The organism is Photobacterium sp. BZF1, assembly GCF_014349205.1.
Lineage (GTDB): Bacteria > Pseudomonadota > Gammaproteobacteria > Enterobacterales > Vibrionaceae > Photobacterium.
The window spans coordinates 1-19,047 of the sequence record NZ_JACSOF010000005.1; the positions used below are offsets into that span (position 1 = coordinate 1).

Consider the following 19,047-nt stretch of genomic DNA (forward strand, 5'->3'; position numbering starts at 1 on the left):
GTTCTAAAAGTTAGGCGTATCGAGTCTGATGAGGATGAATGGGTTGACCTGAAGAACCACATTACGTTGACTTCGAAAGATGATCTCAGTGATGGTTCAGAGACATTGTATATCCAAATATCCGATTTGCCAGATGGCGCGATTTTGTCATTAGATGGGAGTACTCCGTTAGCACCTGATGCTAATGGGGTATATGAAATTGCATACAGTGAGATTGAGCAGTTACAACTTAAGCCCGGACCGCATAGTAATGTGGATTTTTCTTTCGATGTGAAGGGCGTTGTAAAAGATACAGCGACTCACACCGCCGCAGATGGCATAACGACCACTGCTGTTTTGCATGAGCACTTCACTCAAGCAAAACCTATTGAAGTTGCCCTTACGGGTGTCGCGGATATGCCTGACTTTGAGTATGACCAAACCAGTTGGACCGAATTGACTGACGGCCGTGTTGGCTTGGAAACGACCATAGAGGAAGACACTTTTGCTTACCTTGATTTCTCGGTATTAACCGGAGAAGCAGGGCGCGCATTCGATGATGAATCTGAGACTTTGAGCTTGATTATTTCGGGAATTCCGGATGGTGTGAAGTTCGAGGATACGACAGGGAATGAGCAATCTTTGGTATATGTTGGTACCAATGGTGCCGGCGAACCAAAATATGAGCTGAAAATTGACTCTATCAATGACTTTAAGATCACCCCACCATTACATAGCACAGACGATATCACCCTTGATGTGACTCTGGTTGTGACTGAGGATGATGGAGACAGCCAAACATTCGGTGGTCATTTGGTGGTTCATGTCGAACCCGTTATTGATGCCGCTAACTACGAAAAAACCTCAACAGGTAGAGAAGACAGTTTTATCAATCTAGATTGGCAACCGCCCCTTGCTGATGACAAAGAAGTTATTACCGGCCTGGTTATAAAAGATCTCCCTGCTGATTTTGACTTGTATATTGGTAACGATTTGCTTAGTCCTGGCGGTTCAGAAATTGTGTTGTCGCAAGCTCAGCTAACCCAAATCACCACTGGTGGTGAAAAACTGAGGATCAAAGGTCCTGAAGACTCGGATGTTGATATTTTAGAAATCAATACGGTAGTTACAGTTTACGAGCTAGATGTCGATTCCAATGCTGATGATGAAAAGTTAGTTTACGGCAAATTGGATGTTGATATTAGAGCGGTTGTTGAAAGTGATGGCCAATTAGCGGTTGTAGATAACAATGGGGCAGCTATTAATATCCTTGTTAGCGATGCTGATGGTGTTATTGATATACCAGTAAATACCACTGGGGATCAGACATTTATTAATGGCCTCTCCTTTGTTGAAGATGATCTCAGCAGTGCAGAAGTGATTCAAGAGGTAGTGATCACCTTGGTCAATCAGGACAATACTGATCTCTCGGACCAATCGGTGATGAATGAGTTCTTTGTCCAAGGAGGGATTAATAACGGCGATGGAAGTTGGACTATTTTTGAAAATGATTTGGCCGATTTGCAAATCATTGCCAAAGCAGAACAAACTGAGCCGGTATATGTTCGAATTACCGCAGAGATCCGTGATCTAGGCGATAACAATGAAAGTGATGAAAGCTCGGTTGTTGTTAAGACAATCCAATCTGTGCCCCTTGAGTTAACGTTTAACGGTTTCCAAGACTTCACCCAACAAGCCGGAAATATTGTGGTTGATACTGATGACACTATCATCGGTGAAGAAGACGTGCAAATTCCATTGGGTGAGAAATTAGAGGGAATAATCTCTGTTGATACCTCTGGGAACCATCATCAGAATGATGACTTTACTTTGGTTATCGATCCTGCTGATTTGCCTACTGGCGCGTCTTTGAAAAATATTGACAAGAATCATCAAACCGGTGAATACGTATTGAATGTCCCTGTCGCGGCAGATGGCTCTTTAGATTTCTCCAGCGTTCAGCTTATTTTGCCTCCTGACTATGCCGGTGACTTCACTCTAGATGTCAAATATGTCACTACTGATACTCAAAGCGGTGATGTTAAAGAGTTTGAGCACTCCATTCCATTTAAAGTTTCGCCTGTCGTTGATGAAGCCGGTTCACCGAGCCTTTCTGTCGTTCAGACTGACGGGTTGGGCATTGATAAGCAGCCTGTTTCTAATGAAGAAACCGATTATGACCATGTAGGGATAGCTCTTGAGGATGGTGATATTACGCTCGATTTGAGTGTGGCTGTTGGCGATAGTAGCACAACCGAGGAAGAGGGCCTTGAAACCGTGGGCCCGGTAACCCTAACAGTAGATGGAACAAAAGGTGTCTTTATTGATCCAAGTATTCCATTTGACCCTGAGGATCCAACGGCAAACCAAGTGACGGTGTTGACACTCGCAGTCAGTGAATTGGATAACATTCAATTCCGCCCTGTGGAAGACTTCAGTGGTACCGTAAGTGTTGGGATAGAATACCAAGTAACTGATAAAACAGAATTTAATTTGACTGGGGGTAGCGAGACTGACATGAAAGCCGTCTCCACGAATGCGAGCTTTGCTGTCATTGCGGTAAATGATCCTGTTGAATGGGTGGGTATTGATAGTCCGGCGATAGGGCAAGAGGATGCCGCTAATGGTACTTCATTAGCCGGTATCGGGGGTAGCCTGTCTGACATTGATGGATCTGAAGAAATAATCTCCGTCAAAATAACGGGCGTTCCCGATGACTTCATTATCCAAGGGGCTGCGAACAACAGTCAGGGTGAATGGAACTTAACACTGCCTGCAGGCAAGCAAACTAGCTTCAATCTCGATGATTTGTCAGTGATTGCACCGAAAGACTTCAGTGGTCAAGTTAACTTGAATGTTGTGGTTTACAGCAAAGAAGCGTCACTTGCTGATATTGTCGAAAATACAGTGAGTTTTGTAGTCGATATTCAGCCGTTTGCCGATAGGGTTGATACGGATATTGAAACCGAGGCATCTGGAACTGAAAATGATGCTGCAGGCATTGAACTGCTCCTCAATGTTGAAGCTTTTGATGATGAGCTTAGCTATGAAGGGGCGGCAACAAATGTGGTGGAGCGCGCTGCTGAAGGCTTAATGATTACCCTTTCAAATGTGCCTGATTCGAGTTCAATCGCTCTACCGAACGGTGTAGTTGGTACTGTTACAGATAATGGCAGTGGTGAGTGGGTTGTCACGGTTGATGCACCTGATTTTGATAAATTAATCTTCCATCCGGGAGATGCTAACAATGTTAACTGGGACGGCAATATCGGTGTCAATATCCGCGCAGTAGATAATGGTGACATAGCAACTGATAGCATTGATGTTAATGAAACGATTCATGTTGACGTTGCTGCTGACAACGATGCACCAGTCAACATGGTACCAACAGATCTTACTGTCGAAGAGGATGTTAGTTTACTGATTAACACGTTGCGGGTAACGGATGTTGATGTTGGCGAAGGTGCTACTGGGGAAATGACAGTGACACTCAATGTTGGGGAGGGAACCTTAGCGGTTGCGAGTGGTTTCGATTGGAACAGCCTTGGCTTGACTGTTGATGGAAATGGGCTGGACACCCTAGTTATCACTGGCAGTTTACAGTACATAAATGATTTGCTTGAGCATGGGGTGGAGTACACCGGAGACCTGCATTTCAATGGTGTTGATACGCTAGCAATGGTAACAAACGATCAAGGAAATTCTGGAGCGGGACCAGTGGGCGGGCTCTCTGATTCTGATCTGGTTACCATTACCGTTACCCCAGTTAATGATGCACCTGAAAATACTGTACCTTCTGTAGTGACAGTAGAAGAAGATGACAGTGTTGATATTACAGGGCTGCAGGTTAGTGATGTTGATTATTCGGAAGCCGGTTCAACCGGAGCCATGACTGTTACTCTTGAGGTCACTGAAGGAAGTTTGACGGTTATCGTCCCTACATTGAGTGGCGTAATGGTCTCTGGTCAGGGAAGTTCGACCATAACAGTAGAGGGTACGTTGCCTGAGATAAACGACCTTCTAGGCCAAGGGGTCAAATATGAAGGTGATTTGAACTTCAGTGGTGATGATGAACTGACTATAACAACCTATGACGGTGGTAATGTTGGCTCAGGTACTCAAGATACAACTGTTAGCAAAGTGCCAGTAAAAGTGACACCGAAAGCGGATGCCCCAACTTTATCCCTAGATAGTAACTCTATTCACACTGCTGCGATTCGTGCTTCATTGAATACTGCCGTGCCTTTGACAGGTTTGATGGCCGCCTTGACCGATGCCTCAGAACTATTGACCGTTGAGGTGAGAAACCTTGGTAATGGCCAATTAGTTGATGGAAATGGGTTATCTGTTGGGCAAGATCTTGGCGCAGGTGTGTGGCAGGTAAGTCAGGCAGAGTTGGCTGATCTCCATGTTATAGGGCTAACTGAAGGAGAGAATGTTCTTGAGGTCATCGCTATATCAGAGGAAACAGACAGCACCAAGGCGGAATCTTTAACTATTGATATACAAGTTGTTGTTGATGATCTGGAGCATACCAATAACCAAATTGGCTCGACGGCTGATCAAGATGGTGCGAACCTTGTTATCGACAGCGATAATTCTCCAGTTTTACTGGGAGGGGCAGGTGACGATGTATTAGTCGGCGGCGATTCAGCGGATATTTTAGTTGGAGGGGCTGGAGACGATATCTTGTGGGGGGGAGAGCAAAACGGTACTGGCGATGGTGCAGCTGATATTTTTAAATGGAATGCAGATGACTTCGGTACTGCTGGGAATGTTGCGACTGATAAGATCATGGATTTTGAGGTCGGTATCGATAAGGTTGACTTGGTAAATGCATTAAGCGGCTATGGTTCCATGTCGCTCACTGAACTGAGTGAGTACATTAAATTATCCAGTAGCGGTGGAAATAGCGTGCTGAGTATTAGCAATATTCAAGGAAATCTAGTTCAAAATATTATTTTTGAAGGTGTCACAGAGTCAGCATTATTAATGGGTGTACCTACTACTGCTTCTGATGAAGACAAACTGACAGCGCTTCTTAATAATGGGCATCTAGAAGTTGGCAGTAATTTTGGTAATAAGCAAGACAACATTGTAGATGCAAGTGACGAAGGTGATTACCTGTATGGCTTAGACGGTGAAGATATTCTTACCGGTGGGGATGCAGATGATTATTTGTTTGGGGGGGATGGTAACGATGTCCTTGACGGACAAGGAGGTAGTGATGACCTTGTCGGTGGTGAGGGAGACGATTCGCTTTCTGGGGGGAACGATGATGATGTACTTCAGGGTGGTGATGGCGATGATATTTTAACGGGTGATGCAGGGAGTGACTTGTTCACCTGGGATGAAGATGCTTCGGGGACAGACATCATTACAGATTTTACTTTGTCCGAAGATCAGTTGGATCTGTCTGAGGTCTTATCAGATGGTGGTGATGATAAATTCACAATGGATGATCTCCTTGCCCATACACAGTCCGGAGATCTAACTGATACATATGATGATCAGGGTGATGTTAATCTGACGGTTAAAACTGAAAAAGGGAACGAGCAAAAAATTATTCTAAAAGATGTCGATTCAGAGAGCCTTGACCCAAATGGGGCGAGTTCAAATGACATTATTGACCAATTGTTCTCTCATAATGCATTTAAGGTTGATCCTGATTCTTAAGATGCAGCTATCGGTTACCGGTAAAATAATAGGAGGCAATAATGCCTCCTTCTTTTATTTTCAGCCATGCAATAAAAAGTTATTTATGAGGTGGTTTAACTGAGTGAAGTCAAAGGTCATATACCGGCTGCAGCGTCTAATTATTGAGAGCCTGTACTAATTGATAAACAGTAGTTCAGGCTCGAGACTAGACTTTATGGCAACGATTGAAGTTTGCTTTCCAGTCAGAGGTCGTTGTAATGGCTGAGTCACCCGTATCACTACCCCTACAGCAAGAAGGGCAGGAGCCAGCCAGAATTCAGGTTCTGCAAGGAAAGTTGTTGTTGGTTGAGCCCGAAGGCAATGTCGTACTCGTCGATGCTGGAGAGGAAATTCTGCGGGACTCAGTTTTATTTGCTGACAGGTATGCGAAGTATCTGGTTATCGTTAAAGGTAATCCAGTTCTGGTCGATTGGCCATGCTCTACCTGCGTATTGGTGGCAAATCCAAACAGTCCAGATGCGCAGCCCCAAGTAGCTATTCAACGTCTAGATGAAGCGCCTGATATTAATGCGTTAGCTGCCAATGGTTTATCGCCCTCAGAAATAGCCGCATTACAGCAATTAATTTTGGAAGGTGCTGATCCGACAGCTGTTTTATCATCAAGCAACTTTGAAGTGATATTTCCCCCAACAGCCGCATTACCTGTTGACGGTTCATCCAATACAGGGTTTGTTTCCATTACAGCTGATGGTGATTCAACCTTGGCAGAAGCTGGGTTTGATACTCGCTTCGAACGAGGGGAGGTTACCGCTGAGGACGAAACTCCGCCTCTTTTTGCCGCATCGGGAGGCGAAACCGGTGAGATGCAACTGACCGAGGCGGATTTTGCGCCTAATAGCTACCCTTCAGAGTCCTCGACGCAAATCATAGTAAGTGCTGGCTCACTGCCGTTGGACCCAGACTCCTTCACCTTTGATCCCAACCAATTGGCACAACTGTTGGCAGAGCTCAATGCTGAAGTCACTTCCAGCGGGCAGCCCGTCGTCTTTAGCTTTGATCCGGCCAGCAACGCCATTGTTGGCGTGAGCAATGGCAATACCGTGGTGACTTTCCAGATTTCTGCTGAAACGGGTGGGCGGGATGTCACAGTAACTGTCACCACCTTGCTCGAACGGCCGGTTGACCATATCCCGGATAATGGCAGTGGCGGCCTTGTTACCAATGTCGATGATGTCCTAGTGGTCGCTTTGCCAATACAAGGCACGGATTCGGCCGGCAACCCGCTTGATAACCCTTTGCTGGTCAACTCTGCCATTGTTGACGGCGAAGACCCAGTGTTTGGTAGCGATAGCGGAACGGTCATCGATGAGGCTGACTCTCTAGGTGTTGATCTTGAGGGCGCGGTGCCACTGGATGTGGGCAGTGATGAAATTAGCACCCTAGTGTTTGATACGCAGCAGCCAGATTTGGAAGGCATAACCAGTAATGGGTTTGAGACGACCGTAACGGTCAACGGTAGTCTGTTGGAAATGGTAGACAGCCGCGGCGAGTTAGTGCTGACAATTACTATTAATACCGATGGCACCTATGTTGTCAATCAGATGCAGCCATTCGATGAGCTCAACAGGGCCGAGTTAGTTTTACAACTCGCTGTTACGGCGACTGATTTTGACGGCGACAGTACCGATGGCATTGTGGTGCTGATCAGTATTGACGGCAATAGCCCTCCCGGAGGTGAGACGGGAGAGATCACCTTTGTCGAACCCGATTTACAACCCAATAACTATCCTGAAAGCGGACAAGATACTATTGAACTCACGCCGGGTGTTGACCGTCTTGACCCTGATACCGTTACTATTGATGAGCTAGTGCTTGCCGATTTTATCAATGAGTTGGAACAAGAGTTGAGCTCTGGAGGCGAAGCGCTCAGCTTTAGTTATGATGATACCACCGATGTCCTGACTGGCGTTCGGCCTGATGGCGAGATCGCTGTTACCTTAACCCTGACTTCAGTGCAAAGCCCAGATGGTCTGGGGATCACCATTACCGCTGATTTAATTCAATTGCTTCCGCTTGATCACCTTGCTACTGGAAACAGCGAGGGGTTCGTCTCGGTTGATGGTGAGCAGATTGTCGTGACCGTGCCAATCCAGGCCAATGACACTGACGGTGATTTCCTCGATACCCCGGCGATTTTAACCACCACTATAGTTGATGGTGATATTCCTGCTTTTGGTGCTGATTCCGGTGCTGCGATTAGTGATCCTGACAATACGCCTGCAGGTCAGGTGAGTACGGCGGTGGGTTCCATTGAACTGGATGTGGGTAGTGATGCGATTGCCAATGTCGTGTTTGTCGATAGTGCCGAGTTGGCGGGTTTGATCGCAGGTTTTACTAGCAATGGATCGCCGGTTAGCTACCAGATCACTCAAAATCAGTTGGTGATTAGTAACAGTCAAGATGAAGCGATTTTGACTGTTACCATCGCCGATGATGGATCTTACAACCTCGAGCAAAGTGATGCCTTTGATCAACCCATTGATAGCAATCAGCTTGTTTTGACGGTCGATGTTAGGGCAACGGATGACGACGGCGATACTGATGATAGCCAGATTGTCCTTACGCTCAATGATGGCTCCGACCCTGTAGGGGGGGAAGAAGTTGCAGTTGCAATGGTGGAACCTGACCTAGAGCCGAGCAACTACCCGCAAAGCATTGAGGCAACATTGAACATTATCGCCGGGGCCGACCGTCTTGATCCCGATTCGGTATCTCTGGACCCAGACCAGCGCGATGATGTGATTGCGGATTTACAAGCGGTGCTTGCTTCTGCAGGCGAAGCATTGACTGTGACATATGATGAAGATAGCGGGCTGCTCGAAGCCCGCCTGCCTGATGGTAGCTTGGTTCTTACGGTAGCAATCAGTAGTGTACAAGCAGGAAACGGAGACGATCTAGCTGTATCTATAATCACTACCCAGCTTCAACCGCTTGACCACCAAGATAGCACTCTGAACTCTCCCTACATCGCTAGTAGTGGCGACGAAATCGTGTTGACTCTACCTCTTATGGCGACAGATACCGATGGCGACAATCTTGCTCAGCCTGCTAGTGCGTCAGTAACAATAACGGACGGCGAGTTTCCTGCATTGGATGATGGGGCGGGTGTTAGCCTAGATGAAACAGATGATGCCAATCAAGCGGTTAGCGGCACGATAGGTATTGATATTGGTAGTGATGATATTGCCTCTTTGCTCTTTGCCGATACCCAGCCCACGTTAGATTTTACCAGCGATGGTAATCCGGTCAGCTTGGTCGTTGGCGGAACGCCTGCTGGTAGTGAAGTTCGCTTGGAAGACTCGCTGGGCAATACCATTTTGCTGGTGACTATCAACATCAATGGCGAGTTCGAGGCTACGCTTAGCGGCACGCTCGATCATACCGTTAGTGATAGTTTGGTGGTGCCGCTTGATGTGGTAATAACAGACAACGACGATGATCAGGCTCCAGGCCAAATCGCTATTACTATTACCGATGGTGATAGCCCAGCAGGTGGCGGGACAATTGGAGTAGGCTTCATTGAGCCGGATCTCGCTCCACCCAATCAAGCCCCGAGCGAGTATCCGATCACCGAGCAGCAACTGGAAGTGATCAGTGCTGGTTCTGATCGTCTGGTGCCCGAATCGGTCCAGATCGACCCCGATCAACTTGCGGCGATTATCGCAGAGTTTAATAGTGAGCTGACTTCTGGCGGTGGCGAGACACTGGCATTCAGCTACGATACGGCAACCAATACGCTAACTGGTGTACTGGGAGACGGCACAGCAGTTCTTACCATAGTCTTTACCCCTGTACAGTCCACCAATGGCCAAGATGTCGATCTGACCATGACGGTGACCCAGTCGCTGCCAATAGACCACAATATCAATGGTAACAGCGACGGGTTTATATCGGTCAGCGGAGAGCTGATAGTGGTAAATCTGCCCTTGCAGGCGACGGATGCCGATGGTGACAACCTGACTACCTTGGTAAGTGCCACGGCATCGATAACCGATGGGCCAATACCGGAACTGGCTGAAGGCAGCAGTATCACGGTCAACGAAACGGCAGATCTTAACGTACCAACACCGGGGCAAATCGGGGTTGATGTAGGCAGTGACGAAGTGGCATCGATTAACTTCGCTGCTGACCAGCCAGCTTTAGCCAACCTGTTTAGTGATGGCCTCCCGGTACAGTTTGAAGTTGTGGGTGGCAACACCCTCAATGCCTTTATCGAGGTCAACGGTACAATGGTCAATGTGTTCACTGTGGTGATGACCCCGGCCGGCGATTATACCCTGACCCTCAACAACAACCTTGATCACCTTGCCGGTGATACAATCTCATTGCCACTCAATGTGCTGGTTACTGATGATGACGGTGATACCAATACCGGAGTGGTCACCCTCAATATCGAGGATGGTAATGATCCTGCCTTTGGTGATGACTCTGGTTTGGACCTCAACGAAGGTGACGATGGCCTGTCGTCGGGCACAGGGAACATTGAGGTCATTCAAGGTAGCGACGATGTTATCTCTGTCCTTTTTTCAACCACACAACCTTCTTTTGAAACGCTGACAAGCAATGGATTTGCGCTGACAACAACCGTCGCGGGTAATCAAATTACGCTTGTTAGGGCTGATGACCCGAATATTGTGGCGCTAGAGATATCGATTGATATAAACGGAGGTTACACTGTCACTCAGCGGCAACCACTAGACCAAATTGATGATTCAGATCTCGCTACATTGCAATTGGCTGTTGAAGTAACAGACCGAGATAATGATACAGCGCAAGGTTCTATCACGGTGACGATTGAAGACGGCACTGATCCTGCTGGTGGCAACGCGGCGCAAATTGCATTTACCGAAGGGGATCTGACTCCGGATCAAGGTGAACAAGGCTATCCGGTATCAAGCGATATAGTGATCACGGTTGCTGCCGGAGTGGATAGGTTGGATCCGGATACTGTTGATATTGATCCTATCCAGCTCGCTACATTATTGGCCGAGTTGGAGACAGACATTACTGCTGGAGGTCTGCCTGTTACAGCGTTATGGGATGCGACAGTCGGAACTCTTACATTGACTGCGGGTGGAGAGACCGTGCTGACAGCGGTGATCACAGCAGTACAAAATGCCGATGGTGAACAGGTTGATATCACTACAACTGTAAGCCAGCTGAAGCCACTTGATCATAATGGTACAGATAATACCGGCTTGGTACGCCAGCAAGACGATACCATCGTTTTTGACCTACCCATTCAACTGCAAGATACCGACGGTGACTTCCTTGAGGCCCCTGCCATTATTACCACCACGATTACTGACGGTAACGATCCGGAACTTGAAACCATCGCTTCGGTTACCGTTTTGGAAAGTGATATCGACGAAGGGGGAGATTTTCATCCGGGCTCAAACCCTGATGGAGATGGACAGGTTGCGACGGGCACTATCACCTTTGATTCAGGATCGGATGAAATCGTGAATTATGAGGTCGATGTTGAAGGTTTCAATACTGCCAATGCCGGTAGTCTGACCGCAGGTGGGCAGCAGGTTACCTTGGTATTCAACGCCACAAACAATACCTATGAGGGCCAAGTTAACGGTCTGGTGATCTTTATATTGGCGTTTAACGCAACGGGCACGGCGGCTGATGACAACTACACCTTCACCTTGCTAGGTGCACTGGACCACATTCAGCCGGACAATGATACAGAGCTGACGATTGAGTTCTCGGCAACTGCGATCGACCAAGATGGCGATGCGAGCTCTGCCGTAACGTTTGAAGTCACAATTCAAGACGATATCCCGCAGACCCAAGATGCTGCTTTCGGGCCGATTGAGGAAGGGGAATCAACCGAAACCTTGGATGTATTAACGGTCCCGGAAGAAGGGGCAGATGATGCCGAGGTGATTGCCGTCATTATTGAAGGTGTTCGTCAGGAGTTGACGGGGACGCCGGATGCACAGGGCTTCTTCAGTTTTGATGTTAACCAAGATGGACAACTGCTGGGGCAGCTGCTGATAAGCGCCGAGGGGCAGGTATTGTTTAACTCCCTGTCTGACCTTGATCACGGCGCCGAGCCAATCGTAGCCAATGTGGACTTCGAAGTTCTTGATGGCGATAACGACCCAAGCCAAAGCACGTTGACGATCACTATCACCGATGAAGAACCGACGTTGGTAGTCCAGCCCTCAGAAGGTGTCGAAGATCAGGGGCGAAACCCAGATGAATCATTGGGTGATCCAACGACGGGGATCCCGATCAATATGTCGATTGATATCGGCGATGCGGATCGCGGGGAGCAGATCGGAGATGTATTTATTATTCTTCCAGCTGATCCCCACGGCCAGTTTTTCCTGGGTGGTGTTGAGATAGTACCGGTAGGTGGGCAGGTGTTAATAGACCCTGCTGCATTTGTCGATCCCGACGGTGATGGGGTGTTTGAGTTGCAGGGTGTGACCTTTGTGCCGGAGCCTGATTATTCAACCTTGTTCGAACCAAATAACCTGCTGGACTTTACCGTGACCGCCGAGGTCGTGACAAATGATGGGGTAAATCAGCCACTTCAGGACGGCACATTATCTATCAGTGTACTGGGTATTGCAGATGAACCGGCCTTCGCAGATAGCACAGTGTTCTATTATGGCGACGGAGAGGAAGACAGTGACAATATTAGCCTTAGCGAGTCATTCCAGGCGTTGCTGCAAGATACCGATGGCTCAGAGACCCTGACCTATTTTATCACCATCACTGAAGGCGAAGCCCAGATAATCGGTGAGGGGATCACCGAGGTTGAGCCGGGGATATTCGAAGTGCCGGTGACGGCGGCGGATACCATAGAAATTGACCCTATCGATAACTTCAGCGGTGATATCCGTTTGAACATCACTGCGCAAAGTACTGAATTAGGCCACTTTGTACCGGGCTCTGAAACCGCACAAATTACCGAAGAAATCCTGATCAATGTGTTGCCCGTTGCCGATGATGCCCAGTTAAAAGTGAGCAGGGTTGAATCCCTCGAGGATGAATCCATAGCCTTAGCCCCGCTTATCGAGTTAATTGAGCTAGATGATCTCGATGATGACTTCGGGGTTGAAACGTTGTTTGTGCGAATATCCGAACTGCCTGACGGGGCGCTGCTTTCACAAAATGGCAGCGTATTGACGCCCGATGTCGATGGTGTTTATGAAATCCTTTATGAAGAGCTGGATCAGGTTGTGCTGATCCCCGTACCGGAAAGTAATGTCGACTTTCAAATCAAAGTAGAAGGGGTAGTGAAAGATGTCGTCGATATTACCCTTGAAGACGGAACGGTAGAGACTGTCGAGGATGTCTTGGTCACGCCAGAACAGTTCATTGAAGTCGCCCTCACCGGTGTGGTCGATGAACCTGAATTTGAGTTAGGCGGCAGTAACTGGACAGAGATTGTTGGTAGCGAAGTGCCTGGCATTGAAACCACGATTGATGAAGATACTGACGCGGTGCTGGATTTCAGTTTGGTATCGGGGGAAATTGCCAATGCGCCTCTGGATGAATCCGAAACCCTGACCTTTGTGGTATCCAATATTCCTGAGGGTACGCGAATCTTTGATGCCGAAGGTAACGAGCAAACTTTGGTGTTTGTCGGGTTTGATGATGAAGGTCTCCCTCGCTACGAGGTGAAGCTAACGGGCGAAGATATTGGTAATCCTGACCAACCCGTCGCAATCAGTATTCGCCCTCCGGAAAATAGCACAGAAGATATCGTGCTCGATGCCAATATCGTGGTGACTGAAAATGACGGCGACCAGGGTGAGTTTGAATTCCAGTTAGTTATCCATATCGAACCTGTCGTCGATGCCGAGGATTACACTCGCCAGAGCAATGGATTGGAAGACCAGCCAGTGAATCTTGATTGGCAGCCGGAACTGACCGATAGCAAAGAACAGATAACCGGCTTGGTAGTAAACAATATCCAGCCCGGATACGGTTTGCAAATCAATGACGGCGGTACGATTACCACTCTGACGGTTGATGCAACCGGTTCAGTGACGTTAACAGAGGCACAACTCACCCAACTCCTCAATGGGGCACAATTGCAATTATTGGCGCCGGAGGATTCAGATTTGAACCTCACTGGCGCGACGGCTATTTCAACCGAGGTGACTGTCACCGAAGTGGATGTCGACTCCCCGGCAACGGATGTCCAAGTCGTTAATGGCACTTTGAACGTCATCATTCAGGCCGTGGTAGAACCGGATGCCGAGATAGGGGTTATACCGACTGGCACCACAGACTTTGTCGATACAATTGTGTCTATTGACGGCAGCTTGGATCTCGGCGGTGGTATTGGTTCAGATGGTCAGATCGTCTTTGAAGATCTCGATCCCAGCAGCGACGAGATCATCTTGTCTATTGTGATCACTTTTCCTGATCCCGAAGCGGATTTTGTGGTCATTGGCGGTATAAACAACGGTGATGGTAGCTGGACAGTGCCTCAAGGCAGCCTTGATGATATCCAGATCCTCGCACCGGCTGATTTTATCGGCACAGTGGATATCGCTATCGCGGCACAGGTGCAGGATCAGAGTGATGATGTAAACCCCAGTGCAATCGAGATCGTCAACAGCACCCTGACGATTGATTTTCAGGGGAATACCCTCAATGACCAGTTTGCCGCAGATATTGTGATTGATGACAGTATAATTGTGACCGGCGAAGAAGATACGGCGGTAACTTTAGGTACATTCCTCAATCAGATTGTCAGCCTCAGTACGGTGGGTGAGAATCAGGGAGATGATGAACTTTCCTTGGTGATCAGTGCCGCCAGCCTGCCAAACGGGGCCACTATCTCGGGTATGGACTTTAACTTTGTCACCGGTGAATATGTGATTAAAGTTCCTGTCCAAGCCGATGGCAGCGTCGATTTGTCTGGCATTACGCTGAACCTTCCTCAGGACTTTGCCGGTGACTTCCTGCTTAGTGTGAAATACGTCAATACCGATACCGAAAGCGGTGATTTCAACGAGGTGACCGACACAATTCCGGTGCGTATTGACCCAGTTGTCGATGTCCCGGATCGGACCGGGGACAACGAGCGAGTACCGGATCTTGGCGTCTCGGTAGTGGAAACCCAAGGACTGGATGCCGACCGCCAACCTATTGAAGAGGGTGAGCCTGAAGTTATCTATCCTGATATTGCCTATGAGGATGGCACTATTATTTTGGATGTTACGGCTACGGTCGCCGATATCAGCACTACAACGCTGGAAGGTCTTGAAACCATCGAACAAGCGGTGATCAGCGTGGGCACCTCGGGAGGCTTTCTGCTCAACGCTGCGGGCGAACAGGTCACCAGCCTGACAATCACAGATAGTAGTGAGTTAAGTGCTATCCGCTATGTTCCGCCACAGGACTTCAGTGGTGATGTATCGCTCGATGTCGCAGTGACGATTGTCGATACCGCAGAATACGATGAAACTACAGGGGCGGCGATCCAAACCGATACCGCCAATTTTGATGGCAGCATCGTTTTCGAGGTGATTGCCGTCAATGATGAAGTCAATTTTATCGGTATCGATGCGCCGGTAGAGGGCGACGAGGATAGTGGCGCGATAAGCTTTGCCGGGATAAGCGGCAACGTCGTCGACATAGATGGCTCTGAGTCGATATTGTCGCTCAAAATTGTCAATGTGCCTGAAGGTTTCATCATTAGCGGTGCTGACAACAATGGTGGTGGCGAATGGAGTGTTGCCGTCCCTCCGGGTAGCGATACTTTCGATTTATCCAGCCTTGGTCTGATCCCGCCAAAGGATTTCAGTGGCTCGGTCGAGTTGGGGATTGTGGTCTTCTCCAAGGAAGACAGTTTGGATTTACCGGTCGAGAATACTGCAACCTTTACTGTGGTCGTCAACCCGATTGCTGACAGGGTAGATATCGACGTTACCCCAACGGCAGAAGGCACCGAGGACGATAATATCGACCTTGTACTCAATATCGAAGCATTTGATGACAGCGATAGCTATACAGGAACTGGCACTAACGTCGTCGAAAACCCACCAGAAACCTTGCAAATTCAAGTTAGTAATGTGCCCGACTCAAGCCAGATTGCCCTGCCGGATGGCGCTTCGGGAACAGTAACCGATCAGGGCAGTGGTGTATGGCTAGTTACTGTTGATAGTTCGGATTTGGATCGCTTGGTGTTCATTCCCGGTGATGCCAATAGTGATAATTGGAATGGTCAGCTCGATCTGGAAATTCGGGCGGTTGATCAAACCGATGTGGCAACGGACGATATTGCCCAGTTCGTGACGATTAACCTCGATATCGAGGCGGTAAACGATGCGCCGGTCAACCAAGTGCCGGACTCGCTTGAGGTCGATGAAGATAACGTGTTGTTAATTGACAGCCTGCAAGTGACCGATGTTGACATAGATGAAGTGAGCGAGGGAACCATGACTGTCTCCCTCAATGTCGGAAACGGTGTGTTGTCGATTCCTGCAGGTTCGCCGACAGGCAGCTTAGCTATTACAGGAAATGGCAGTCAGACATTGGTATTGGAAGGGTCAATAACCGACATCAACACCTTGCTATCTTCAGGCATAAATTACCAGCCTAACGCTGATTTCAATGGTGATGATAGTCTACAAATGATCACCGATGATCAGGGCAATACCGGTACAGGTGGCCCGCTGCAAGATACCGATACGGTGCCGATCACGGTCAACCCTGTTAACGATGCTCCGGAACTGACTGACATAGAAGACCAGAGTGTAGAGGAAGACTCACCTTTAGTGATCAATGGGTTGAGTGTTACTGATGTTGATTTTAACGAGGTTGGTAGCACCGGGGTGATGACAGTCACCCTCACCGCGAACAGTGGGGGGATCACGGCAGTTGAAACCACAGGAGTCACTATCACCGACAACGGCAGTGCCGCTGTCACTTTGGAAGGTAGCCTTGCCGATATCAATACGGCCTTGGCGTCTGGGATCACTTATTTAGCTAACCCAGATTTCAAAGGCGATGATGTGATCACCGTTGTTGCCAACGACAACGGCAACGTCGGCACAGGGGGAGCACAGCAGGCAACAACGACTATCAATGTCACTGTGACCCCTAAGCCAGAACCGCCAACGTTAGAGCTAACCGTTCCCCAATTATCAGATACGCGGGCAACACTTGGCACCCTCGTGCCTCTTCTTGGGCTGGTGGTGATCCCCGCCGATGCGGGTGAAGCGCTTTTCTTGGAAGTCCGCAACCTTGGAGCAGGAAGACTAGTTGATAGTTCAGGGGCGGAAATCGGCACTGATAACGGTGATGGTAGTTGGCGGGTGGCGAGCAGCGAGCTTGATAATATCTTTGTGGCCGATCTCCCTGAAGGAGCAAACAGCTTGACCCTGGTTGGCATCTCGCAGGAAATCGATGGCAGTGAGGCCGAGTCGACCGAATTGTTGATTGGGGTCCGCATAGATGATCTCGCCAATACCGGCAATGAAGTCGGGGCTGGAGATAACGACGCCGAGAACCTTGTCGTGGGCAGTGATGCCGATGAGCGGTTGCTTGGTGGGTTGGCCGATGACATCTTGGTAGGCGGCGGCGGCAGTGATGAATTGCTCGGTGGTGCAGGTAATGATGAGTTATGGGGCGGAGAACTGAATGGCACGGGTGATGGAGCTGCTGATGTTTTCACCTGGCAGGCCGTTGATGTATCGACATCAGGAACACCGTTTACCGATACAGTGAAAGACTTTGAAATCACCCTCGATCAGCTTGATATTGCTGAGATCTTACCGGATAACGGTGAAGATGATCTCGATCGTTTGCTCAACAATATCACGGCCGATATTGATGCCGACGAGGCTGTGAACTTATCGATAGCGGTAAGCGATACTGCCCAGCAGAATATTGCGGTAGAAAACATCGATGTTGCGGCATTAGGGCTCGGCACGGGCTCAAGTTCAAATGAAATCATCAATGAACTGTTCAACAACGGAGTGTTTATTGTTGATTGATTTATAGAGATCACATTTATCCCAAATATTCATCTTGTTACTATTCTGCCTCGGCATATAAGCCGATATGATGGCTAAGTGTACTCATTGAATAGGACAAGGAAAGCCATGAAGAACTCGTTTGATCACGCGCTACCCAATGCTCAAGGTTATTTTGGTGAATACGGCGGCAGCTTTATTCCCGAAGAGCTGCAAAAAGTGATGGAGGAGATCACGGCAGCCTATGATGAGTGCCGCAAAGATCCTGATTTCCAACAAGAGTTGGCGCGCCTATATAAGCATTTTGTCGGCCGGCCTAGCCCTATTTTCCATGCCGAGAACTTATCGGCTAAATATGGCGCACCTATCTATCTCAAGCGTGAGGATCTCAACCATACCGGTGCCCACAAGATCAATCATTGCCTGGGTGAGGCATTGGTTGCCAAGAAAATGGGCAAGAAGAAGCTGATTGCCGAGACCGGTGCTGGACAACACGGGGTTGCGCTGGCAACTGCTGCCGCCTTGGTTGGCTTGGAGTGTGATATCTATATGGGCGAGGTGGATATTGCCAAGGAGCACCCGAATGTCGTCCGCATGCGCATCCTCGGTGCCAATGTCATCCCGGCTACCCATGGTCGCAAAACACTCAAAGAAGCGGTGGATGCCGCGTTTGAAGCTTACCTCAAAGATCCTATCAACCAACTGTATGCCATTGGCTCGGTCGTTGGCCCGCATCCTTTCCCTATGATGGTCCGTGATTTCCAGTCAATTATCGGTAACGAAGCCCGCGTCCAGTTTATGGAGATGACCGGAAACCTGCCTAACAACTTAGTCGCTTGTGTTGGCGGTGGCTCGAATGCAATGGGGCTGTTTACCGCGTTCTTGGACGATCAGGGTGTAGCTATTCACGGTGTAGAACCAGCAGGGCGATCTATGACTGAAGTCGGTGAGCATGCGGCGACTTTGTCATTAGGTGAACCGGGCATCATGCATGGCTTCAAGTCATACATGCTAAAAGACGAGCAGGGTGAGCCGCAGCAAGTCTACTCAGTTGCTAGTGGCTTGGATTATCCCTCAGTTGGGCCACAGCATAGTTACCTGAAAGATATCGGTCGTGTAAGCTACGGTACCGCTAATGATCAGGAAGCCATTGACGCCTTCTTCGAACTATCCCGCAGCGAAGGGATTATTCCTGCCATCGAATCGGCCCATGCCTTGGCCTATGCCCTGAAAATCGCCAAACAGGGTGAAACCGGGTCAATTTTGATTAACCTCTCTGGCCGCGGTGATAAAGATATCGACTTTGTGGTGGAGAACTATGGCAAAGACTATGGCATTGAATCGCTGATTTAAGTTGTTTCGACCTGACGCCATATGAGGAGCCAGCAAGTAA

Annotated in this window: 3 protein-coding genes; all 3 read left to right on the top strand. The window is 48.6% G+C overall.

Annotated features, from left to right (window positions below):
* The coding region (locus tag BIZ37_RS01785) for a type I secretion C-terminal target domain-containing protein (protein ID WP_187460048.1) at window positions 1-5,655 on the top strand (5,655 nt) is incomplete at its 5' end.
* Window positions 5,656-5,894: 239 nt separating this feature from the next.
* Window positions 5,895-17,675 carry a retention module-containing protein gene (locus BIZ37_RS01790; RefSeq protein WP_187460049.1) on the top strand — a complete coding sequence of 3,927 codons (11,781 nt, stop codon included), beginning with the start codon at window positions 5,895-5,897 and terminating at the stop codon, window positions 17,673-17,675.
* Between the two features lie 108 nt (window positions 17,676-17,783).
* Complete coding sequence (gene trpB, locus BIZ37_RS01795; protein ID WP_187460050.1) at window positions 17,784-19,007, top strand: tryptophan synthase subunit beta; 1,224 nt, start codon at window positions 17,784-17,786, stop codon at window positions 19,005-19,007.
* Window positions 19,008-19,047 lie beyond the last annotated feature (40 nt).

Bases quoted from the DNA above. Each gene is read 5' to 3' on its own strand.
- BIZ37_RS01790 (WP_187460049.1), top strand. From the start codon at position 5,895: ATGGCTGAGTCACCCGTATCACTACCCCTACAGCAAGAAGGGCAGGAG.
- trpB (WP_187460050.1), top strand. From the start codon at position 17,784: ATGAAGAACTCGTTTGATCACGCGCTACCCAATGCTCAAGGTTATTTT.